The organism is Burkholderia sp. MBR-1, assembly GCF_013822785.1.
GTDB lineage: Bacteria > Pseudomonadota > Gammaproteobacteria > Burkholderiales > Burkholderiaceae > Burkholderia > Burkholderia vietnamiensis.
Map to the genome: position 1 here is coordinate 109,001 of NZ_CP053610.1, position 21,056 is coordinate 130,056.

The 21,056-nt window shown below is 67.7% G+C and carries 17 protein-coding genes; 6 read left to right on the plus strand and 11 right to left on the minus strand.

The features are described from left to right. The first annotated feature begins 34 nt into the window (after nt 1-34). From MBR110_RS15400 to MBR110_RS15420, 5 genes are all read left to right on the plus strand, one after another. Nucleotides 35-1,855, plus strand: a complete 1,821-nt coding sequence (locus MBR110_RS15400; RefSeq protein ID WP_181709402.1) for a 2Fe-2S iron-sulfur cluster-binding protein — start codon at nt 35-37, stop codon at nt 1,853-1,855. Between the two features lie 132 nt (nt 1,856-1,987). After that, nucleotides 1,988-2,191: a DUF2970 domain-containing protein gene (locus MBR110_RS15405; RefSeq protein WP_011881436.1), complete on the plus strand. Its 204-nt coding sequence runs from the start codon at nt 1,988-1,990 to the stop codon at nt 2,189-2,191. Between the two features lie 587 nt (nt 2,192-2,778). Then, a complete protein-coding gene (locus MBR110_RS15410) occupies nt 2,779-5,013 on the plus strand; it encodes a TonB-dependent siderophore receptor (protein WP_181709403.1) in 2,235 nt (744 codons plus the stop codon). Nucleotides 5,014-5,072: 59 nt separating this feature from the next. Continuing rightward, a complete protein-coding gene (gene pnuC / locus MBR110_RS15415; protein ID WP_011881438.1) occupies nt 5,073-5,687 on the plus strand; it encodes a nicotinamide riboside transporter PnuC in 615 nt (204 codons plus the stop codon). A 23-nt stretch (nt 5,688-5,710) separates the two neighbouring features. After that, on the plus strand, nt 5,711-6,904 hold the full coding sequence (locus tag MBR110_RS15420) for a phosphotransferase enzyme family protein (protein ID WP_059889979.1): 1,194 nt from the start codon (nt 5,711-5,713) through the stop codon (nt 6,902-6,904). 215 nt (nt 6,905-7,119) lie between these two features. Here MBR110_RS15420 and MBR110_RS15425 read toward each other — a convergent pair whose 3' ends face one another. The 9 genes from MBR110_RS15425 to MBR110_RS15465 all read right to left on the minus strand — a co-directional run bounded on the left by MBR110_RS15425 (nt 7,120) and on the right by MBR110_RS15465 (nt 16,642). Next, on the minus strand, nt 7,120-8,415 hold the full coding sequence (locus MBR110_RS15425; RefSeq protein WP_011881440.1) for an O-acetylhomoserine aminocarboxypropyltransferase/cysteine synthase family protein: 1,296 nt from the start codon (nt 8,413-8,415) through the stop codon (nt 7,120-7,122). A 164-nt stretch (nt 8,416-8,579) separates the two neighbouring features. Then, nucleotides 8,580-9,356 (minus strand): class I SAM-dependent methyltransferase, encoded by a 777-nt coding sequence (locus MBR110_RS15430; RefSeq protein WP_011881441.1) that lies wholly within the window; start codon nt 9,354-9,356, stop codon nt 8,580-8,582. After that, nucleotides 9,356-9,982 carry a LysE family translocator gene (locus tag MBR110_RS15435; RefSeq protein WP_059453435.1) on the minus strand — a complete coding sequence of 209 codons (627 nt, stop codon included), beginning with the start codon at nt 9,980-9,982 and terminating at the stop codon, nt 9,356-9,358. Before MBR110_RS15435 ends, MBR110_RS15430 begins: the two co-directional genes overlap by 1 nt. Nucleotides 9,983-11,033: 1,051 nt before the next feature. Next, on the minus strand, nt 11,034-12,530 hold the full coding sequence (locus MBR110_RS15440) for a GMC family oxidoreductase (RefSeq protein ID WP_181709404.1): 1,497 nt from the start codon (nt 12,528-12,530) through the stop codon (nt 11,034-11,036). 37 nt (nt 12,531-12,567) lie between these two features. Continuing rightward, nucleotides 12,568-14,055: a hypothetical protein gene (locus MBR110_RS15445; RefSeq protein ID WP_059475511.1), complete on the minus strand. Its 1,488-nt coding sequence runs from the start codon at nt 14,053-14,055 to the stop codon at nt 12,568-12,570. An 8-nt stretch (nt 14,056-14,063) separates the two neighbouring features. After that, nucleotides 14,064-15,032 (minus strand): iron-containing redox enzyme family protein, encoded by a 969-nt coding sequence (locus MBR110_RS15450; protein WP_059475515.1) that lies wholly within the window; start codon nt 15,030-15,032, stop codon nt 14,064-14,066. A gap of 37 nt (nt 15,033-15,069) precedes the next feature. After that, a complete protein-coding gene (locus MBR110_RS15455) occupies nt 15,070-16,035 on the minus strand; it encodes an iron-containing redox enzyme family protein (protein ID WP_014724535.1) in 966 nt (321 codons plus the stop codon). Between the two features lie 76 nt (nt 16,036-16,111). Continuing rightward, nucleotides 16,112-16,291, minus strand: coding sequence for a hypothetical protein (locus MBR110_RS15460; protein WP_034194930.1), 180 nt, complete (start codon nt 16,289-16,291; stop codon nt 16,112-16,114). Nucleotides 16,292-16,435: 144 nt separating this feature from the next. Continuing rightward, entirely contained in the window at nt 16,436-16,642 is a 207-nt protein-coding gene (locus MBR110_RS15465) for a hypothetical protein (RefSeq protein ID WP_224019383.1), read from the minus strand. Nucleotides 16,643-16,988: 346 nt separating this feature from the next. Here MBR110_RS15465 and MBR110_RS15470 point away from each other — a divergent pair, with 346 nt between their 5' ends. Continuing rightward, the gene (locus MBR110_RS15470) at nt 16,989-17,996 is read left to right on the plus strand and encodes an iron-containing redox enzyme family protein (protein ID WP_045578222.1); all 1,008 of its coding nucleotides are present in this window, start codon (nt 16,989-16,991) and stop codon (nt 17,994-17,996) included. A 269-nt stretch (nt 17,997-18,265) separates the two neighbouring features. Here MBR110_RS15470 and argG read toward each other — a convergent pair whose 3' ends face one another. Together argG and MBR110_RS15480 are read right to left on the minus strand one after the other, a co-directional pair. Then, entirely contained in the window at nt 18,266-19,603 is a 1,338-nt protein-coding gene (argG, locus tag MBR110_RS15475) for an argininosuccinate synthase (protein WP_181709405.1), read from the minus strand. Between the two features lie 329 nt (nt 19,604-19,932). Beyond that, a complete protein-coding gene (locus tag MBR110_RS15480; RefSeq protein ID WP_011881449.1) occupies nt 19,933-21,003 on the minus strand; it encodes an FUSC family protein in 1,071 nt (356 codons plus the stop codon). Between the last annotated feature and the right edge of the window lie 53 nt (nt 21,004-21,056).

Sequence of the window (21,056 nt, forward strand, 5' to 3'; positions counted from 1 at the left end):
GCGGATCGACACGCGTAACCACCGGGAGAACGAGATGATCGCGCCGAGCGCCGCCGTACCGGGCTGGGAACTCGAGGTGCCGCCGTTTCATGCGGGCGAGCTCGCCGTGCAGCAGCGTGCCGGCGTGACCGAGGCCGCCGGTGCGGGCGGCCGGCGCGGCATTCGCCGCTTCATGCCGGACCAGCACCGGGCCTTCTTTGCGCAGCTGCCGTTGTTCGTGCTCGGCGGCGTCGATGCGCACGGCCAGCCGTGGGCGACGCTGCGGGTCGGCATGCCGGGCTTCGTGACGGCGCCGGACCCGCGCACGCTGCGCATCGACGGCGATGCGTTGCCCGGCGATCCGCTCGCCGGCACGTGGCGGCCCGGCGTGCCGTTCGGCGGGCTCGGCATCGAGTTCGATACGCGTCGGCGCAATCGCGTGAACGGCGTCGTGCGCGCGGTCGACGGCGGTGCGCTGACGGTTGCGGTCGACCAGAGCTTCGGCAATTGCGCGAAGTACATCCAGGCGCGCAAGCCGGTGCGCGTGCCGCGTGAGGGCGAGCGGTCCGCGGCTGATGCGGCGCCCGAGGTGTCGGACCGGCTGAGCGACGCCGATCGCGTGCTGCTCGCGCAGGCCGATACGTTCTTCGTCGCGAGCGCGAACACGGCGGCGGCGGCCGGCCCCGCGCGCGGCGCCGACGTGTCGCATCGCGGCGGGATGCCGGGCTTCGTGCGCGTCGACGACGCCCACACGCTGACCACGCCCGATTTCAGCGGCAACCGCTTCTTCAACACGCTCGGCAATCTGCAGCTCGATCCGCGCGCGGGCCTGCTGTTCGTCGACTTCGACAGCGGCGACCTGCTGTACGTCGCCGCCGATGCGGAGATCGTGTGGGACGGGCCGCTCGTCGCGTCGTTCGACGGCGCGCAGCGCGTCGTGCGTTTTCGGGTGCGCGAAGTGCGGCGCACGCGTCGCGTGCTGCCGTTGCGCTGGTCGCCCGTCGAGCGGGCGCCGCAGTTTGCGGCGGCGACGCGAGCGCCGGCCGCGACGGCTTCGCAAGCGGCGGCGTCGCATGTGCCGACGCCCGCATCCGCCGCGCCGTCGGCGTCCGGCTGGCGCGCGCTGCGCGTCGCGAAGATCGTCGACGAAGCGCGCGCGATCCGCTCGTTTCATTTCGACGCGGCGGACGGCGCCGCGCTGCCCGCATACGAAGCCGGTCAGCATCTGACGCTGCGCGTCGCACTGCCGGGCGGCGATGCGCCGGCGATCCGCAGCTACACGCTGTCGGATGCGCCCGGCGCCGCCCATTACCGGATCACCGTGAAGCGGGAAGGGCGCGTGTCGGCGTGGCTGCACGACCACGCGCGCGCCGGCATGACGCTCGACGCGCAGATGCCGCGCGGCCGCTTCACGTTCGACGTCGCAAGCCCGCGACCGGCCGTGCTGGTGTCGGCCGGCATCGGCATCACGCCGATGATGGCGATGCTGCGACGCGCGCTGGCCGACGACAGCGCGTCGCGCCGCGTGGTGTTCGTGCACGGTGCGCGCGACGCGGCCGACCGGCCGTTCGCCGCCGAGCTCGCGCGTCTCGCACATGCCGATGCGCGCGTGTCGCTGCACTGCTTCGACAGCCGCGCGCAGCGCGACGGCGCGGGCCGCATCGACGGCACGCTGCTCGAATTCGCCGAAAGCCGCGGCGTGACGGTGCCGTCGGATTGCCGCGCCGGCTCGTGCGGGACCTGCGCGACGCGTGTGCTGTCCGGCGCGGTCGACTACCTGCACGCATACGACGCAGCGGTCGAACCCGGCTGCGCGCTGCTGTGCGTCGCGCAGCCGGCCGCACGGGCCGACGAGCCGCTCGTGCTCGACCGTTGACGCACGCGCGGCAACGCTGCGACACGCCGTCGCACGACGCGTGCTGCGCTAAAACCGCGCGCAACTGCTTCTTTTTCCGGAGACCTGTCGGACCGACGATAGCGTCAACCGATCGAACAAAGGAGCAACATCATGAAACTGTTCAGCATGATCCGTCTGGTTCTGTGGAGTTTCTTCGGCGTGCGCAACAGCAAGTCGCACGCGTCCGACCTCGCGAACGTCAATTTCACGCTGCTGCCGTTCGTCGCGATCGTGCTCGCCGTGCTGGTCGGCGCGGTGATCTACGGCGTCGTTCATCTGGTCGCCGATCCGACCGCGACGATGCAGGGGTTCTGAACGATGGCCGAAACGCGCGCGAGTCGTCGCGCGCGTTTCGCGGTTCGCCCGGGCGTTGCACGTTGCCCGGCGAGCGCCGCTGCGGCGCGTCCTTCGCTCTAGTCGTTCTCCTCGCTTCAATCGCGTCGTCCCGCTTCACCTGCCTGGCGCGCAGCGCGAGCTTCACCCCATTCCCCGACCCGTTCCCGTGCCCGCGGTAAAATGCGCGCCGCGCCGCGATGCCGCGCGCGACGGGCATCCCGCCGTTCTGACGAACGGCGCGCACACAGGCCCGCCGCGCGCGCCGCGGCGTTCGAAGCGTTCCCCGCACGACACGCCCGCGCGAAGCCGCCGGCCGCCCGCTGCGCCGCCGATCCACCGATCGGCGGCCAGGCCGGCGCCCGGCGCGTCAGCGGCTCAGATGCCCCAACCTGCGCTATCCCGACCGATCGGCCCGCACGCGGCCCGATCGCGCGGCGCGTCCGACGCACGGCGGGTCGAGCACGCGCACGGCGTCTGTCCGGCACCGTCGCGGCGGCGTGCGCTTCGTGTTTCCCAGGTTCAGCGCGTTTCGACAGGAACGAGCGGCAAGTTTTCCATCCAGAACGATGACGGTGAATAGAACAATCGCGTTGGCCGCACGGCGGCGGCGCACGAAGGTCGGCTTGGGCGTGGGCCTCGGCATCACGCTTTTCGCGGCGCAGGCCGCGGCCGCGCCGGGCGACGCGCGACCGGCTTCGGATGCCGATGCGGCCGGCGGCGCGACGCTGCCGGCGATCACGGTCAGCGGCGAACGCGGCAGCGCGCTGCGCGCGCGCGAAGCGTCGGTCGCCGGCCTCGACGATGCGCCGCTGCGCGACACGCCCGCGTCGGTCAGCGTCGTGACGCGCGCGCTGATCGACGATCAGCAGGCGAAGCGCCTGTCGGACGTGCTGCGCAACGACGCGTCGGTGGTCAACGACTATGCGCCGGTCGGCTACTTCGAGGGCTTCGCGATTCGCGGCTTTCCGGTCGATCTCGCGAGCGCGATCCGGATCGACGGCCTGACGGTGTCCGGCGAACAGAACGTGCCGCTCGAAAACAAGGAGCGCGTCGAGATCCTGAAGGGGCTCGCCGGCATCGACAGCGGCGTGGTCGCGCCGGGCGGCGTGATCAACTTCGTGACGAAGCGCGCGGCCGACGTCGCGAGCGTGACGGCCGGTGTCGACAGCCGTGGCTCGACGTCGGCGGCCGTGGATCTCGGCCGGCGCTTCGGCGCCGATCATCAGTTCGGCTTCCGGATCAATGCGGCGAAGGAGAATATGCACTCCTACGTCGACGACACGAACGGACGGCGCACGTTCGGCTCGATCGCCGCCGACTGGGACATCAGCCCGCGTGCGAGCCTGCAGCTCAATGCGGAATTCCAGCAGTGGATCCAGCGCTCGGCGCCCGGCTACCAGCTGCTCGGCGGCACGGTCGTGCCGTCGGTCAAGACGACCTCGAAGGCGCTCGGCACGCAGCCGTGGGCGAAGCCGGTGACGACCGACGCGCTGAACCTGAACGCGCGCTTCGACTACCAGTTCAGCGACGACTGGAAAGCCTACGTCGCGGCCGGCCGCAGCCGCACGATGATCGACGACAACAGCGCGTTCCCGTACGGCTGCTCTTACGCGGCGAGCTGCGCGGGCGGCGCGACCTCGCCGTTCTTCTTCGGCGCGAACGGTGACTACGACGTGTACGACTTCCGCAGCCCGGGCGAATACCGCCGCAACGACGACCTGCGTGCGGTCACCACCGGCAAGTTCGCGACCGGCCCGCTGCGCCACGAGCTGACGCTCGGCATCAGCGTGCAGCGTCGCGTCGTGCATATGGCCGATGCCGTGTACGACTACGTGGGCAGCGAGAACGTCTACGGGCCGGACGTCGCGTTCCCGCCGTCGCCCAACACGCCGGGGCCGTCGTATCCGCGGCTCGACGCGTGGCAATACGGCGTGTTCGGGCTGGATCGCATCAGCCTCGGCGAGCACTGGCAGCTGCTGGCGGGCGGCAAGGAAGTGCTGCTGCGCCAGCGCAGCTGGGACAGCATCGACGGCGATGCGACGCATACCGATCGCTCGGTGTTCCTGCCGCAGGTCGCGCTCGTCTACAAGCCGGTAACGGCGTTGTCGCTGTATGCGTCGTACAGCAAGGCGCTGTCGCTCGGCGATCAGGCGCCGGTGCGCGCGACCAACGCGTATGCGTTCCTGCCGCCGGTCGAGTCGCATCAATTCGAACTCGGCGCGAAATACGACTGGCTCGATCGGATGAGCATCATGGCCGCCGTGTTCTCGATCAGCAAGCCGTTCCAGTTCGCGGACCCCGACGCATCGGGCGCGAGCTACACGTTCGTGCAACGCGGCACGCAACGGCACCAGGGGATCGAGCTGGGTGCGACCGGCCGGCTGACCGAGCGCATGGCGCTGAGCGCGAGCGTCGCGGCGATTCGCGCGCGTGCCTACGATTCCGGCTCGCCGGCGTACGAGGGGCACCAGATCATCAACGTGCCGGCGCTGCGCGCGTCGCTGTATGCGGACTACGCTGTGCCGCACGTCGCGGGGCTGAACCTGCTCGGCGGCGTCGAGTACAGCGCCGGCCGCAACGCGAACGAAGAGGGCACCGCGCGCGTGCCGTCGTGGTTCGTGTTCAATCTCGGCGCGCGCTATACGACGAAGATCGGCGGCCATCGCACGGTGCTACGCGTGTCGGTCGACAACCTGTTCAACAAGTTCTACTGGCGCGACGCGGGCGAGCAGCAGGGCGACGCGTACCTGTTCCCGGGCGCGCCGCGTACCGCGCGCGTATCGTTGACCTATGATTTCTGATCGTCCGGTGTGCGCGGCATGACGCGCGCCGCCGGCCGTTACCCAGGAGAGCACAGACGATGTCCCCACTCGAAATCGCCGGCGTGATCGTCAGCGCGCTGGCGATCTGGCTGACCGCGAAGCGGCGCATGCTGTGCTGGCCGGTCGGCCTCGCGTCGGTCGCGCTGTACGGCTGGATCTTCTTCGACGCGAAGCTCTATTCCGACATGCTGCTGCAGGGCGCGTTCGCGGTGCTGCAGGTGTACGGCTGGCGCCGCTGGATCGCGCAGCGTGAGCTGGACGCCGGCAGCGCGGGCGCTGCGCCGGCCGGCGACGTCGCGCCCGTGACCGGCGTGCGGCCGCGGCAGATGTTGCCCGACCTGATCGCGGCGGTCGTCGGCAGCGCGCTGCTCGGCGGAATGATGGCGCGCTGGACCGATGCGGCGCTGCCGTTCGTCGATGCGTCGCTGACCGCGTTCAGCCTCGTCGCGCAGTACTGGACCGCGCGACGCTACATCGCGTCGTGGGGACTGTGGATCGTCGTGAACGTCGTGTACGTCGGGATGTTCGTGTTCAAGGCGCTGTATCTGACCGCCGGGCTCTATGCGCTGTTCATCGCGCTCGCCGTGATCGGCTGGCGCGACTGGCGTCGCTCGGCCGACGCATTGCATGCGGCGACGAGCCCGGCCGCCTGACACCTCACGGAGCAACGTCGTTCATGACATTTCCTCTCGAGCCGGACGCGCGTGCAGTGCGCGGTGAAGCCGATACGCATGACGTCGCGCCGCCGCAATTCGGCGTCGACGGCGAGCAGGCCGAGCGCGACTGGCCGCTGATGACGCTCGACGAAGTCGCCGGCGTGCTCGCGCGCATCGACGGCGCCGGCGCACCGGCGCGGCTCGCCTGGCACAGCCCGCGACCGTTCTCGGCGGCCGTGCTGGTCCACACCACCAGCGAGCGCGCACTGTTCGTCAAGCGCCATCACGCGAGCCTGCGCGACGTCGCGGCGCTCGCCGAAGAGCATCGCTTCATCGCCCATCTGCGGGCGCGCGGCGTGCCGGTCGCGGACGTGCTGGCGGCGCGCGACGGCGCGAGCGCGTTCGCGTCGGGCGAATGGACCTACGAAGTGCATGCGCTCGCGCCGGGCGTGGACGCGTATCGCGGCGTGATGTCGTGGAAGCCGTTCGCGCATCCGTCGCATGCGTATGCGGCCGGCCGCGCGCTGGCCGAACTGCATCGCGCGTCGGCCGGCTACGATGCGCCGGCGCGGCCCGTGCGCACGCTGCTGTCGAGTTTTTGCGTGTTGTCGTGCGCGGATCTGACCGGCGCGCTCGCCCGCTGGGTCGACGCGCAGCCGCTGTTGACGCGCGCGCTCGGCACGCGCGACTGGCGCGGCGATGTCGCGAAGTGGATCGGCCCGTATCACGCGCGCCTCGTGCCGCTGCTGGGCGCGCTGCCGCCGCTGTGGACGCACGGCGACTGGCATGCGTCGAATCTGCTGTGGACCGACGCCGCACCGGGCGCGCTGGTGCGCACGGTGCTCGACTTCGGATTGGCGGATCGCACCTGCGCGGTGATGGACCTCGCGCTCGCGATCGAGCGCAATGCGATCGACTGGCTGGCGCCGGCCGCTGCACGCCGCGTCGAATACGATCAGATCGGCGCGCTGCTCGACGGTTACGAGTCGATTGCGCCGTTGAGCGACGACGCGTATGCGGCGCTCGTCGCGATGCTGCCGATCGTGCATACGGAGTTCGCGCTGTCGGAAGTCGCGTATTTCGGCTGTATCGTCGCTGCGCCGGAGATCGTCGACGTCGCATACGACGGTTACCTGATCGGCCACGCGCAATGGTTCGGCGAGCGCGATGGGCGGCGGTTGCTGGACTGGCTGGGGGAGCGGCGGGGTGCGTGAATGCGTGAGACGCCCGAGCGCGCCGTGGCGGTCGCGCATGTCCGTCGATTGGCGTAGCGTCGACCGTATGGACGGCGTCGATATGTATCCGCCGGCCGCGACGACGCGGTAACGCCCGCGCGTCGGCCGGCGTTCATTGCGCGTTCGCCGGCCGCGCGGCGACGCCGCGATGAAGGCAGCGGCGCACGCGATGCTCGCGCGCGCGCCGCTTCGCGTCACAGCTGCGCGAGCGCCTGATCGAGATCGGCGAGCAGGTCGTCGATATGCTCGATGCCGATCGACAGCCGCACCGTTTCTTCCTTCACGCCTGCCTTCGCGAGTTCGGCCGGCGACAACTGGCGGTGCGTCGTCGATGCCGGATGCGTCGCGAGCGACTTCGTGTCGCCGATGTTGACGAGCCGCGTGAACAGCTTGAGCGCGTCCTGGAATTTCGCGCCGCCGTCGCGGCCGCCCTTGACGCCGAACGTCAGGATGCCGGGCGCGCGGCCGGACAGATAGCGCGCGACGAGCGGATGATCGGGGTGATCGGGCAGCCCCGCGTAGTTCACCCATTCGACGTTTTCGTGGCGCGCGAGATGCTGGGCGACCTTCAGCGCGTTGTCGCTGATCCGCTCGATGCGCAGCGCGAGCGTCTCGATGCCCTGCAGGATCTGGAACGCGTTGAACGGCGAGATCGCCGCGCCCATGTTGCGCAGCGGCACGACGCGCGCGCGGCCGATATACGCGGCCGCGCCGAACGCTTCCGTGTACACGACGCCGTGATAGCTGACGTCGGGTTCGTTGAGCCGCTTGAAGCGGTCTGCATGTTGCGCCCACGGGAACTTGCCGGAGTCGACGATCGCGCCGCCGAGGCTCGTGCCGTGGCCGCCGAGATACTTCGTCAGCGAGTGCACGACGATGTCCGCGCCGTGCTCGAACGGACGCAGCAGGTACGGCGACGGCACCGTGTTGTCGACGATCAGCGGAATGCCGTGGCGATGGGCGATGTCGGCGAGCGCGGCGATGTCGGTCACGTTGCCGAGCGGATTGCCCACCGATTCCGCGAAGATCGCCTTCGTGCGCGCGTCGATCAGCGCGTCGAACGACGCCGGATCGCGCGGGTCGGCGAAGCGCGTCGTGATCCCGTATTGCGGCAGCGTGTGCGCGAACAGGTTGTAGGTGCCGCCGTACAGCGAACTCGCGGACACGATGTTGTCGCCGGCTTCCGCGATCGTCTGGATCGAATAGGTGACGGCCGCCTGGCCCGACGCGAGCGCGAGCGCGCCGACGCCGCCCTCGAGTGCTGCGATGCGCTGCTCGAGCACGTCCGTCGTCGGATTCATGATGCGCGTGTAGATGTTGCCCTGGACCTTCAGGTCGAACAGGTCGGCGCCGTGCTGCGTGTCGTCGAATGCGTACGCGACCGTCTGATAGATCGGCACGGCCACGGCGCGCGTGGTCGGGTCGGGGCGATAGCCGCCGTGCACGGCGATGGTTTCAAGGCGCCAGTTCGAAGAGGCCTGATCGGTCATGGGTGCTCCGTACGTTGTTGTGATGGTCGGCCGATTATAGGAGCACGGGCGCTGCGGGCTTTAGAACGAATCGTTTGTTGCTTATGGTGCGCCGGCGCATCGCGTGCGTTTTCAGCGAATGCTGCGCAGCGGGATGTCGTGGCGGGCGGTGCGAATCCGTGCGCTCACGCGCGGCAGATTGCGATGATCTCGGCGCTCGTCGCGTCGTCGAATGGCGCGCGTTGCCAGTCGCCGCACCATTGCGTCGCCGAGAAGCCGGCTGCCGTCACGCGTGCTTGCAGATCGGGTTGGGCGATGAAGCGCAATCGGCTCGTGTTTCGCAGCTGTATGTCGTCGCGGCAGAAACGGTAGTACGTGTCGAACGACACGATCGGACCGTCGATTGCGGTGACCGCGCGATGCAGTTCGACGCGGCCGAAATCGGGCGATTCGACGTGCGATGCGGGCGCAGACGGCGTCCATCTGCGCCACGGTTCGACACGTGGATTGCGTGTCTCGAACATGAAGCGTCCGCCCTCGTTCAGCAGACGCCGCACGCCGTGCAGCGTGGCGTCGATCGCGGCGTCGGTCAGCAGGCACTGGAATGCGTGGCCGGTCATCACGACCGTATCGAAGCGCGCGTCGGGCGACAGGCCGGCGAGATCGCTGACGGCCCAGCGCACCGCGGATGCACCGGGTTGCTGCCGTGCATGCTCGATCATCGCGGCGGCCGGATCGATCGCGACGACGTCGTGCCCGGCCGCAGCGAGCCGGCGTGCGAACCGGCCGGTGCCGCAGCCGAGATCGAGGATGCGCTGCTGAACGGTGCCGATGCGCGATGCGTAGAACGCGAAGTCGTGATCGCCCGCGTTGAACAGGTCGTAGACCGCGACGAGGCGCGGGTCGGTGTAGAGGATTTCGCGGGCGCGTGCCGTGTCGGACATCATGCGCAGCGCATGCATCAACGCTGCTGAGCCGCGACGCGCAGGCCGAGCGCGATGAAGATCGAGCCGATGATCTTGCCTTGCCAGCGCGTCAGCCACGCGAGCCGCTTCACGAGCCGGCCGAGCGGACGGACCGAGCAGGCGATCAGCGTCGTGTAGAGCGAGCTGAGCGCGACGAAGATCAGGCCGAGCACGGCGAACTGCACGAACGTCGAGCCGCGTTCCGGATGCACGAACTGCGGCATGAACGCGAGGAAGAACAGTGCGGTTTTCGGGTTCAGCACTTCGGCGGGGATGGCCTGCAGGTACGCCTTCAGCGGCGTGACGGGCGACAGCTTCGGCAGCGACGGGTCGGACGGCTTCTCGATCAGCGCACGCACGCCGAGGTAGATCAGGTAGGCGGCGCCGACCCACTTCACGACGTTGAACGCGAGCGCGGACGTCATCAGCAGCGCCGACAAACCGACGGCCGCGAACAGCGTATGCACGAAGTCGCCGCTGGCGACGCCCAAGCCGGTCAGGATGCCGGTCTTGCGGCCGCCCTGTACGGTGCGGCTGAGGACGAGCAGTACGGCGGGGCCGGGGATCAGGAACAGACCCAGGACGACGGCGGTGAAGGTGGTCAGCGTGGTCAGGTCGAACATGGCGGCTCCGGCAGGGTTGGCGCAGCGGCGGGGATGGGGGGATTGTAGTCGGTTTGTTCGGCTCGCTTGCGCCGACGTCGATCTCAAGTTATTCGGACCTTGCCCTCCAACAGATTGCGGTGGTCGAAAACGGTGCAGAATCGCGTTGGTGAGGTGAGCGGCGGCGGGACATCGGTTCGTCTCTACGGGGATGCGCGGCTTCTGATGCAGAGCATTATGGACTCGACTACGCCAGTCCCTGACCCAGGCGGAGTGCCGGGGCACCCCTCTGGGATTCACCAGGAACTATGAACGGTACGGCAGGCACATATGAATTGTTGTGAATCCAAGTGCCAAGACGGTTATCCATTTCCTTTTTAAAAGCGGCCCGAAATGAGATTTACATGGAAATCTGGCCGCGTACTCGCCGGGCAGCTGGTGTACTGCCAAGCTGAGTACTCGTTCGACTTCGTTCCGAGGGAAAATGAATTAAACAGCCGAGTTCGGGCTCCCGAACTGGATCTATTTCGATTGGTACGCTTCAATTGGAGGTATCCGTAGAAACCGGCGAAATACTATTTCCGTGGGGCTTGTTTCCACACACGCGATGGACAGATCGAGTTATGGTCCCTCCAAATACTTGTCCAGGCCGATTGTTCCTCGCGGATATTTCCGTTCTCGTGCCCGGAGCTGCGGTCGACTTACCTGGAGGCACGGAATGGCAGACACATTTCCACCGCGAGTCTGGGTGGTTATATACCGGCGTCGGTGATACGGCAGATGTCATCGTGGAATTCGCAGCCAACGCAGGTGCGTCACTGACAAATGAACAACTCACAGGGCTGTGGCTAAAGCCGATACGTGAATGATCCATTTCCGCGTGGGAGTTTGAGGATTACCAAGGATGATCAGACTTCATTGACGCACTTGACGCGCTCCGGTCGTTGCCACAAACAGCGTTGGCTTCGATACGTCCAGCCTCGAAAACAAGCTAAGCGGATATTTTCTTGACGCGGCACATTCCAAGAACCATAACCCGCGCAAACGCATGCGTATCGATCCACGCACGCCATCACCCACCCCCCAACACCAACGCAGCCCCTTTCTCCCCGATCATCAACGCCGGCCCCTGCGTATGCCCGGACGTGATGCGCGGCATGATCGACACATCGATGACCCGCAGCGCCTCGACCCCGTGAACGCGCAACTGCGGATCGACCACAGCATCGTTGCCGGTGCCCATCCTGCACGTGCCGGCCGGATGGCTGAGCGAGCCCGCATTGCTCAGGATCCAGTTGCGGATCTCGGCGGGCGTGCGCACCGATGGGCCGGGCGTCTGCTCCTCGCCGCGCCAGGCCGACAGCCCGGGCGCGTTGCCGAGCGAGCGCATCAGCTCGAAGCCCTGCACGCATTGCTCGAAGTCGCCCGGCGCCGACAGGAAGTTCATGTCGATCAGCGGCGCGGCAGTCGGATCGGCCGAGCGCAGCGCGACGCGGCCCCGGCTTTGTAGCCGCATCATGTCGCCCGTCACCGAATAGAAACTGCGCAGTTCCTCCTCGGACTGGCCGCACGTATAGCGTCCGCGCATCATCTCGGCTGCATTGGCCGGCTGGCCGTCGGCATTCGCGTTCGCCCAGACGATCGCGTAGCCCTCGTTGACGGGCTGGTCGAGGATCGGCTGCCGCGACGTCCAGATGCCCTGGAAGATCAACGCGTCCATCAGGTTGGCGCCCACGCCCGGCAGGTCCATCTGCACGGGGATGCCGAGTTGCCGCAATTGCGCGGCGTCGCCGACGCCCGAGCGCATCAGGATCTGCGGCGAGTTGATCGCGCCCGCGCACAGCAGGATTTCCCGGTCGGCGATCGCACGTACGCGCGCGCCGCCGCGGACGTAGTGCACCGCGGCCGCGCGCCGCGTGCCGTTGAACTCGATCCGTTCGACGAGCGATTCGGCGGCGAGCGTCAGATTCGACTGCCGCGCGAGCAGCGGCTCGACGTAGCGCTGGTAGCTCGTCACGCGCTGGAAGCGCGTGTCGATGGTCGAGCGTAGCGGCGACACGCCGGCCATCGGCCGCCCGTCGTTGTAGTTCGGGTTGTAGCGGTGGCCGAGCTGCTCGCTCGCGCTCACGAACGCCTCGCCGAACGCGTTGCGCGTCGTGGTGGTCGGTTGCAGCATGCGTTCGACCTGCTCGAAGTGCGGCGCGACGTCCTGGTAGCGCCAGCCGTCGCAGCCGTACCGGCTCGCCCACTGATCGAAGTCGGCAGGCGCGCCGCGCACGTAGACCATGTCGTTGTGCGCGGTGCAGCCGCCCGTCACCTTCGCCCGCCAGACGTCCATCACGCGATCGTTCATGCGCGTCTGCGGCACGCTTTTGTAACCCCAGTGAATCGCGCCGATGCGGTACAGGCAGTTGATCTGGTTCGGGTCGCGGATCGGCGGGAAATGCGACGCGAGCGGCCCGGCCTCGAGCAGGAGCACCTTGATCGACGGGTTGTCGGCGAGCCGCCCGGCGACGATGCTGCCCGCCGAGCCGGAACCGATGACGATGTAGTCGTAGCGTTCGTCCACGGGCTTCTCCTCGTGCGTGTGAGCTGGCGCGGCGCCGTCAGCCGCGCGGGTCGAGCAGCCGGCCGTACGGGCCGTGCAGCGCGAGCGTCGGCTGCGCGCCGTAAAAGCCGGCGATGCCGCTCCACGCGCGGTGGTTCAGTTCGAGCAGGAACAGGATGCGGCGCATCGCGATCGTCTGGCGCACGGGATCGATCGCGGCGATCTGCTCGAACGTGTCGCGCGAGATGCTGTTGTGGTTCAGCGATTCGTTCAGTTCCTCGTGGTCGCCGGACACGCTGTGGAACGCGTCGTTGTCCTTGACCGCCGCCATCAGGCGCAGCGACATCTTCGGCGGCTCGCCGAAGATGCCCTCGACGACCATGATCGCGGCGAACGACGACACCGGGTCGACATCGGCGAGGAGCGTGAGCGCGTCGACGAACGCGAAGTGCAGCGGCAGCGGCACGATCTGCGCGAGCATGCGCGGTGCGACGCCGAGCGCTTCGCAGGTCGTGCTTTCGAGCGCCTCGTGGCCGTATTCCTCGCCGTAGTAGCGGAGCATCATCGTGCGCAGCGGAATGCTGAGCCGCATGCTCAGCAGCGGCGCGATGATTTCCACGAAGCGCCGCGTCACGTGGTACTGCTCGATGAACGGGCCGGCGACGAGCGGCGAATAGCCGCCGTTCAGCGCGTCCACCGCGCTCACGTACGGATTCTCGCCCCAGAGGTTCAGCGTTTCGCGCGTGATCAGCTCGGTCTGTCGCATGAACTCGAGCCCGTTCGACAGCGACACGGCCGGCACGTCCGCGCACGGCAGCCGCTGCGCGTCTTCACCGCTCGCGGCGACGAGGCTCGACGCGACGAGCCACAGATGCGACATCAGGTCGTGCTCGTCGTACAGCCCGGCCGTGTCGAACCGCGCGTCGTCCGCGGCGCTTGCGCGCGGGGCGCCGGAGAACGCGTCGAGCATCAGCGCGACGGCTGCCAGCGTGAGCGGCGCGGCGCGGCGGAAGTATTCGAACTCGATGCGCAGCAGCGCGAGATGGAAGTTGGGTTCGACCTGCGCGTCGAACGGATCGTCGTGCGCGTCGAACAGCGTGCGCGCGGAGGCGGGTCGATCGAGGTGCAGCCGGAGCGTCGCGGCATCGCGCGCGACCGCGTCGCGCCGCGCCGCGCCGAGCGTGGCGAGGCTGGCCGCGACCGTCTGCGCGATGCACGAGTCGATCCGCTCGGCCTGCGCGGCAAGCGCATCGGCGGCCGTGTCGTCGGCCTCGCCGATCAGCGAATGCGTGTCGAGAAACGTGCCGAGCGCGTGCCAGCCAGAGTCGGGTTCGCTTTCGCGCAGCGTCCACCACAGCGGCGACGCCGTGTCGGTCAGGCTGTGGAGTTGCGCGGCGATTTGGTCCGCGGCGTCGCTGGCGTCGAACGCCAGCCGGTATTCGTGCGCGCCCGCGCGCATGCTGACGAGCGCCGAGCCGGGCTCGTGGTGGATCGCGTCGACGACGAGGCGCGGCGACTGATAACGCTGAAATGTCCAGAGTTCCATGGCGACCCTCAGTGGAAGATGCGCGGCAGCGGCGCGCTGTCGTCGGCGTAGTAGGCGAGGATGGTGTCCTCCTGGCGCACCAGCGTCTCGACCATCAGCGAGACGTTGCGTTTCGTGACCGTGCAGGCTTCGGGATCGATCGCGGTGTCGAGCGCCATCAACTGCCGCGAGATGTCCTCGTGCCGGTACGTGTCGTTCAGGTCCGCGTGTGCGCGCAGCGGCCGGTAGAACGCCTCGGGCATGCCGAGCGCGACGCAGCGCGCGTCGAACGCGTCGATGAATGCAGGCTGCGCGCGCTCGAACAGAAACAGGCTCGCCTTGAACGACAGCGGATGCTGGCGCGCGTGCACGCCGAGCGCGGCCGCGAGCGAGAACGTCGCGGGCAGCGGCTGGTGCTGCTCGATCTGCGCCTCGGCGAGCCCCACGGCCTTCAGCGACGCCTCGAGAAACCGGTCGTGGCCGAGCTCCGATTTCAGGAAGTCCTGCAGCAGCGTGCGCTCCGCGGGACTGGCGGCCCAGCCGAGCGCGGGCCCGATCAGCCCCGGCGCCGCGCGCACGATCCAGTAATACTCGAGCGTATAGCCGATCAGCTGGCGGCGCGTCGCGCGTTGTTCGACCAGCGCGCGCAGGAATGCCGAGTGTGCGCTGCGCGCGGCGGTGCGCTCCGCGATGCGGCGGATGTCGCGGTAGAGCTGCGCGCCGCTGGTCGCCACAGCGGCGCGGCGCGGATCGGATTCGATCAGCAGGCGCAGCACGTTGAAATCGGCGAGCAGCGGCGGGATCTTGTCGGCGATGCGGGGCGAGCGCGCGGCCAGTTCCTCGGGCGTCATGCCGCCCGCGTGCAAATCGCCGATCAGGCGCGCGACGTCGGTCGCCTCGTCGGGCGCGAAGCGGAACGCGCATTGCCGGCCGCCGGCGCTCAGCACGGCGCCGCTATCCGTGAGCTGCGAGGTCACGATGCCACGGAATTTCGGCATCGCGGGAGCTGCGAGCGAGCTGTCCATGGTGGTTGCCTCACAGGTCGGACACGCGCCGCAGCAGCGGCGCGTCGGATGTGTAGTAGTGCCAGACGGCCGTGTAGAAGTCGTCGTAGAGCTCGACGAACAGCCGCAACTGGGCCTTCATGCGTGCGACGGTGGCGGCATCGAGCACCGGCACGTCGTGAAAGATCGCGCGTGTCAGGCTGCCGTGCGCCGCGTTGAGGTTGATGGTTGCGTGCGTCTTGAGCGGGCCGACGAGCCCGTCGGGCAGTTGCGCGCGCTCGCACGCCTGGATGAAGCTGTCGTGCTGCATGCCCTGGCCTTCGAGCAAGCCGAGCGTCGTGAAGAAGAACAGCGGATCGCTGTGCGACCAGTACGCGAGCGCATTGCACAGCCCCATCGTCTCGGGCAGCGGGATCGCATCGAGCATGTCGGCGCGGCTCAGCCCCGCGAAGTTCAGCGCGCGCAGCAGGATCTCGTCGTGTCCGTACTCTTCGGAGAAGAAGCGGTTGAGCGTCAGTCGCACCGGCGTGCTCGGCACGTAGGACAGCACGGGCGCATCGAAATAGCTTTCGCGGAACAGGAAGTGCCAGTTCTCGATCACCATGCCGATCGCGAGCCGCTCGGGCAGGTCGCCCGGCGAGCGTGTGTCGAGGCATGCGCGCCAGAACGGGTTGCGGTAGAGCGTCTCCTCGCAGTACTGCTCGACGAGATCCTCGATCTCGAGGATCACTTCCGCGCCCGCGCGACTCGCGACCGGCGCGTCGTCGTCGATCAGGCCGGCCTCGTCCAGCGTGCCGACCAGCTCGTCGAGCAGCGCGCGCGGCAACGCGGGCTCGTCGCGCGCGATCTCGTCGAGATCGCGGCGGCCGTCGAACTGGTCGAGCGTGCGGGCCAGCGCGGCGGCGGCGTGCGGGCCGTCGGGCAGCGCGTCGACGTGCCCCAGCGTCACCGGCGTCACCAGCCGCGGACGGGATGCGGGCGATTCGATCTGTTCCATGATGAGACTCCCGAAGTGGGCGCACGGGGCGGGCGCGCGGCTCGCCCCGCAACTGGCTGAATCGGTGCCGCGGCGATTACAGGTGGATCGCGATCAGCGTCGGCGTGCCATCGGGCTTGTTGACGGTGACAAGGTAGTGCTTGCCGCCGAGCGTGCCCGTATTGATGTAGAGATCCACCTTGTGGCCGTCGAACACGTTCTTGGCCGGTTCGGCGTTCTTCACTTCATGAACCGTGGGCTGATGGGTATTTGCCATATCGATCACCGTTTTGAAAATTAAAGGAGCTCCGGCCTGATTCGAATAATCGGGCTGGGTGATTTACAGTGAAATCCGGAATGCAATTTGAATATCGGATATATTCCTTTTCATCCGTCGTGCGGACGATTCGTTAACTGATATTCATCCGCACATGGTCATGAACGCGGCCCGTGCCGAAAGCGGCTGACCGTCCGCATGTTTTGCAATCGCAATCTTGAGATCGGCCCCGCCGACGATCAGCGCGTGACGATCGGCGCCGGCGCGCGGGTCGACCGTCTGCAAAGCGTCGACTTCCTTGACGGCGACCTTGGTGCCTCGTGGCACGATGACAGTAAGCGGTTCACTCATAGCAACCTCCGACGATGAGAACGGGCGCAAGCGCCCCGCCGCCATTAGCGCGGCACGCAGCCGTGCCGCGGCCAGGCGGCACCGGAGCGGCGGCATCTCCGATCTTCAAATGGGTTGGGATGATTCCAAGGAAGGGGCCCCTATTTATATTCTTGTAAAAACGAACTTTATTTTAAACGTCCGCTGATTTCTTGAATTGGCGGAATCATGGAGATAATCTAGTGCAACGTTTGCGCAATACAAGATTGATTTAATCGCCCGTGCGATTATTTTCTCTTAATCAGCGCATGCGTCGATCGTTTCGAAAAGTGCATCGGACGATGGTCGAACAACCGGAGACGAAGACATGGGCGAGATGACGGAAATCTGCGTGCGGCCGAGGCTGCGGCATTGCACGCTCGTGGCGCTGGCCGGCGAGCGGCTGGCGATGATCGTAGGCGACGAGCGTTTCGAGCTCGAGCAGGTGCAGGGCAGCCGCGACGCGTTCCTGCGCATGAAGCGCTACCTGGACGGGCGACATACGCTCGATGACATCGCGCAGCGTTCGGACGTGTCGATCGGCAGCGTGCGGACGATCGTCGGGCAACTGGACGAACTGGGCCTGCTGCGCCGCGAACAGCCGGCCGCCACGATCGCCGTGGCGGATTTTCTCGAGCGGGTCGAGCGCAGCACGCGGATGTGGCGCGCGCAGATCGGCTATCACCGGTTGTTCGGCATGCTCGAGCGAGGCGAGGCAAGCCGCGATCTGATCGCCGGGCTGCTGCTCGAGACCTACCACTTTGTCCGGCTCGCGCCGCGTCACGTCGGTGCAGCGATCGCGCATTGCCGCGATCAGGCGACGGCCGAGCTGCTGTGCGGCTACCTGGCCGACGAGTACGCGCATCACGGGCTGATCGCTGCGTCGGTCGAGAAGCTGGGCATTCCGCGCGAGCAGATCCGCGACGCGCATCCGGTGATCGGCACGCTGTCGCTCGTGAACATGCTGTGCGAGGTCGGCCGCGCGTCGTCGCTCGGTTACCTGTGCTGCCTGAAGCTGATCGAGGCGAGCCCCGAGGACGAGGCCGGCGCGCGCGGCGCGTGGCGCGAGATCGCGCGCGCCGCCGGGCTCGATGCGGACGTGTTCGACGGCCTGATGCGCCATATGCGCATCGACGTCGGCGCGGGCCATGCGGGCCTGCTGGAGCAGGCGCTTGCGCACACAACCGACGTGTCGGCCGACGCCGCGCACGTCGCGATCAACCACATGCACGACGTGAAGCACGCGTTCGATCAGTTTCATGACCAGGTGATCCAGTACTACACCGACATGTCGAACTACGTGCCGCGGCTCAAGGTCGATTTCTTCTCGCTATGAGGCGGGGGGCGCAGGCGATGAGCCTGCGACGGTGTCGAGGTCTTCAATCTCGGCGGCGCAGCGGCCGGGTTCGGGCTGATCGGCACGACCGCACAGTTGCCGCGTCCGAGCCGAAACGACTGAAGCGGGCGGCGCAGGAAAGCGATCGCGTTGCCGGCCGATGGGACAGCGTCTGCAACGGACGCCAATGAAGGGGAAGAAAGGGAAGAAGGAAACCACAAGCTGCCGGCCGGCTTCCCGCCGCCCGGCAGCCCACAACAACGACCGGCTTACTCGCCGCTGTCGCTCTTGATCTGCGGCAGCGCCGACGATTCACCCGGCGTCAGCAGACCGACTTGCGCATAAATGCGCAGTTTGTCGCGCGTATCGGTGATGTCGAGGTTGCGCATCGTCAGCTGGCCGATCCGGTCGCGCGGCGAGAACGTCGACGCAACCTTCTCCATCGACAGGCGTTCCGGCTGATACGTGAGGTTCGGCGACTTCGTGCTCAGGATCGAGTAGTCGTTGCCGCGGCGCAGTTCGATCTTCACTTCGCCGGTGATCGCGCGCGCGACCCAGCGTTGCGCGGTTTCGCGCAGCATGATCGCCTGCGGGTCGAACCAGCGGCCTTGATACAGCAGGCGGCCGAGACGGCGGCCGTTCTCGCGGTACTGCTCGATCGTGTCTTCGTTGTGGATGCCGGTGACGAGACGCTCGTACGCGATGTACAGCAGCGCGAGCCCCGGAGCCTCGTAGATGCCGCGGCTCTTCGCCTCGATGATCCGGTTCTCGATCTGGTCGCTCATGCCGAGCCCGTGGCGGCCGCCGATGCGGTTCGCTTCCAGCAGCAGCTCGACCTGATCCTTGAACTCGACGCCGTTCAGCGCAACCGGCTGGCCGGCTTCGAAGCGCACCGTCACTTCTTCGGCGGCGATCTTCACGTCGTCGCGCCAGAACGCGACGCCCATGATCGGGTTGACGATCTTGATGCCGCTCTCGAGGCTTTCCAGATCCTTCGCTTCGTGCGTCGCGCCGAGCAGGTTCGAGTCGGTCGAATACGCCTTCTCGGCCGACATCTTGTACGCGAAGCCCGCCTGGTTCATGAACTCGGACATTTCGGCGCGGCCGCCGAGCTCGTCGATGAACGTCTGGTCGAGCCACGGCTTGTAGATCTTCAGATCGGGGTTGACGAGCAGGCCGTAGCGGTAGAAACGCTCGATGTCGTTGCCCTTGTACGTGCTGCCGTCGCCCCAGATGTTGACGCCGTCTTCCTTCATCGCGGCGACCAGCATCGTGCCCGTGACCGCGCGGCCGATCGGCGTCGTGTTGAAGTAGGTGACGCCGGCCGTCGTGATGTGGAACGCGCCGCTTTGCAGCGCCGCGATGCCTTCGGCGACGAGCTGGGCGCGGCAGTCGATCAGACGGGCGCCGGCTGCGCCGTATTCGATCGCGCGCTTCGGGATCGCATCGTAATCGTCTTCGTCGGGCTGGCCGAGGTTCGCCGTGTATGCGTACGGGACGGCGCCCTTCAGTTTCATCCAGTGCAGCGCGGCGCTGGTGTCCAGGCCGCCGGAGAAGGCGATACCGACCTTCTGGCCGGTCGGGAGGCTTTCGAGAATCGTGCTCATAGGAATTACCGTGGATTGAAGCCGGTGGATCGTATTTCGCGGAATACGCGAGTATCGGCTGTCCGGGAAGTTGGGGCAAGACCTGATTTTCGCGCCAATGCATCGTCAGCCCCGCCGCGACAGGCGCCGCGCCCGTTCGACCGCCCGGAGAATCCGCCGTGACGCGGCCGCGCATGACGGTCGGAGCCGACTGGAAGGCGCGCCCGCGACTGGCCCCGTTTACGCGGGCCGACCGGCAAAAACGACCGAAGCCGGCCGCTTGCCCGCGCAGCGCATCGAAAGCAATGTGAAAGGTGTCGTGCCGAAGTCGAAGTACGGCCCGCCGACGCTCAAATATTCCACGCCTGGGCGGTATCGAGCAGTTTCTCGCGCAACACGTCCACTTCGCCGGCCAGCTTCGCGCTGATCGACACGTAGCCCGACAGCTGCGGCGGCGGTGCGTCGTGAGCGCCGTCCACCGGGCGGCGGCGCGGCACGAGCCGGCTCGGCCTGCCGAACTTGAGCGCGCGGCTCGCGCCGATCAGCGTGTCGCGGATGCGCCGGTTCACCGGCTTCATGTCGCGCAGCATGTACTCGTGGACGGCGCGGTCGTCGCCGGCCGGCACGGCGCTCGACAGGATCTCGAGGTAGCCGATGCAGAGCCGCAGGCCGCGCTGGATCGCCTCGAGCTGCGCGACCGGGATATCGCGTTCCTTCGACACCGACGGCATCAGCGAACGCAACTGCACCAGCAGCGCGCTGAGCGCGGCCATTTCCTTCAGATGCGCGTCGTCGCTCACGTGGCGATCGCCGGCGATCCGCGCATGGACGGCCGCGCACGCGCGCAGCGCGTCGGCGAGCTTGTAGCGCCACGAGTAGGTCGCATAGAGCGGCAGCGCGAACGAGAACGCCAGCGCGATCGCGATGCCGGCCAGGACGTTCACTGCGCGCCACAGGCCGTCGGCGATCTCGTTGTCGCCGTGCCCCGCGACGATCACCAGCGTGATCGCCGACAGCAGCGCGATGTAGCCGGCCTTGCCGATCGCGTGGTAGGCGCAGACGCCGCACGCGAGCGCCATCAGCAGGTAGATCGCGACCGGCGCATGCAGCATCGAATGGAGCACGATCAGGCCGAGCCCGGCGAGCGCGCCGATCGACGTGCCGAGCGCGCGCTCGGCCGCCTTCTTGCGGATGTTGCCGTGGTGCTGCAGCCCGCCGACGACGATCAGCACGGTGATCGTCGACCATTCGCCGTGCGGCACTTGCAGCCCCGTGGACAATGCGATCGACACGAGCACCGCGAGCGCGACGCGCGCCGCGTGGATGAGTTTCGCATGCCGGTAGCGGCGGTACGGGTCGAGCAGTGGACGGAGCGCTTGGCGCAGGAGCGACGGAAGTGGGGCGGGAAGCGGGGCGGTCATGACGAAGCGAGGAGGGCCGGAAAGGCGGACCGGCCTGCGCGGACCGGCGCGGG

Coding starts and splice junctions, on each gene's coding strand:
- MBR110_RS15400 (WP_181709402.1), top strand. CDS start 35: ATGATCGCGCCGAGCGCCGCCGTACCGGGCTGGGAACTCGAGGTGCCG.
- MBR110_RS15405 (WP_011881436.1), top strand. CDS start 1,988: ATGAAACTGTTCAGCATGATCCGTCTGGTTCTGTGGAGTTTCTTCGGC.
- MBR110_RS15410 (WP_181709403.1), top strand. CDS start 2,779: ATGACGGTGAATAGAACAATCGCGTTGGCCGCACGGCGGCGGCGCACG.
- pnuC (WP_011881438.1), top strand. CDS start 5,073: ATGTCCCCACTCGAAATCGCCGGCGTGATCGTCAGCGCGCTGGCGATC.
- MBR110_RS15420 (WP_059889979.1), top strand. CDS start 5,711: ATGACATTTCCTCTCGAGCCGGACGCGCGTGCAGTGCGCGGTGAAGCC.
- MBR110_RS15425 (WP_011881440.1), bottom strand. CDS start 8,415: ATGACCGATCAGGCCTCTTCGAACTGGCGCCTTGAAACCATCGCCGTG.
- MBR110_RS15430 (WP_011881441.1), bottom strand. CDS start 9,356: ATGCATGCGCTGCGCATGATGTCCGACACGGCACGCGCCCGCGAAATC.
- MBR110_RS15435 (WP_059453435.1), bottom strand. CDS start 9,982: ATGTTCGACCTGACCACGCTGACCACCTTCACCGCCGTCGTCCTGGGT.
- MBR110_RS15445 (WP_059475511.1), bottom strand. CDS start 14,055: ATGGAACTCTGGACATTTCAGCGTTATCAGTCGCCGCGCCTCGTCGTC.
- MBR110_RS15450 (WP_059475515.1), bottom strand. CDS start 15,032: ATGCCGAAATTCCGTGGCATCGTGACCTCGCAGCTCACGGATAGCGGC.
- MBR110_RS15455 (WP_014724535.1), bottom strand. CDS start 16,035: ATGGAACAGATCGAATCGCCCGCATCCCGTCCGCGGCTGGTGACGCCG.
- MBR110_RS15460 (WP_034194930.1), bottom strand. CDS start 16,291: ATGGCAAATACCCATCAGCCCACGGTTCATGAAGTGAAGAACGCCGAA.
- MBR110_RS15465 (WP_224019383.1), bottom strand. CDS start 16,642: ATGAGTGAACCGCTTACTGTCATCGTGCCACGAGGCACCAAGGTCGCC.
- MBR110_RS15470 (WP_045578222.1), top strand. CDS start 16,989: ATGGGCGAGATGACGGAAATCTGCGTGCGGCCGAGGCTGCGGCATTGC.
- argG (WP_181709405.1), bottom strand. CDS start 19,603: ATGAGCACGATTCTCGAAAGCCTCCCGACCGGCCAGAAGGTCGGTATC.
- MBR110_RS15480 (WP_011881449.1), bottom strand. CDS start 21,003: ATGACCGCCCCGCTTCCCGCCCCACTTCCGTCGCTCCTGCGCCAAGCG.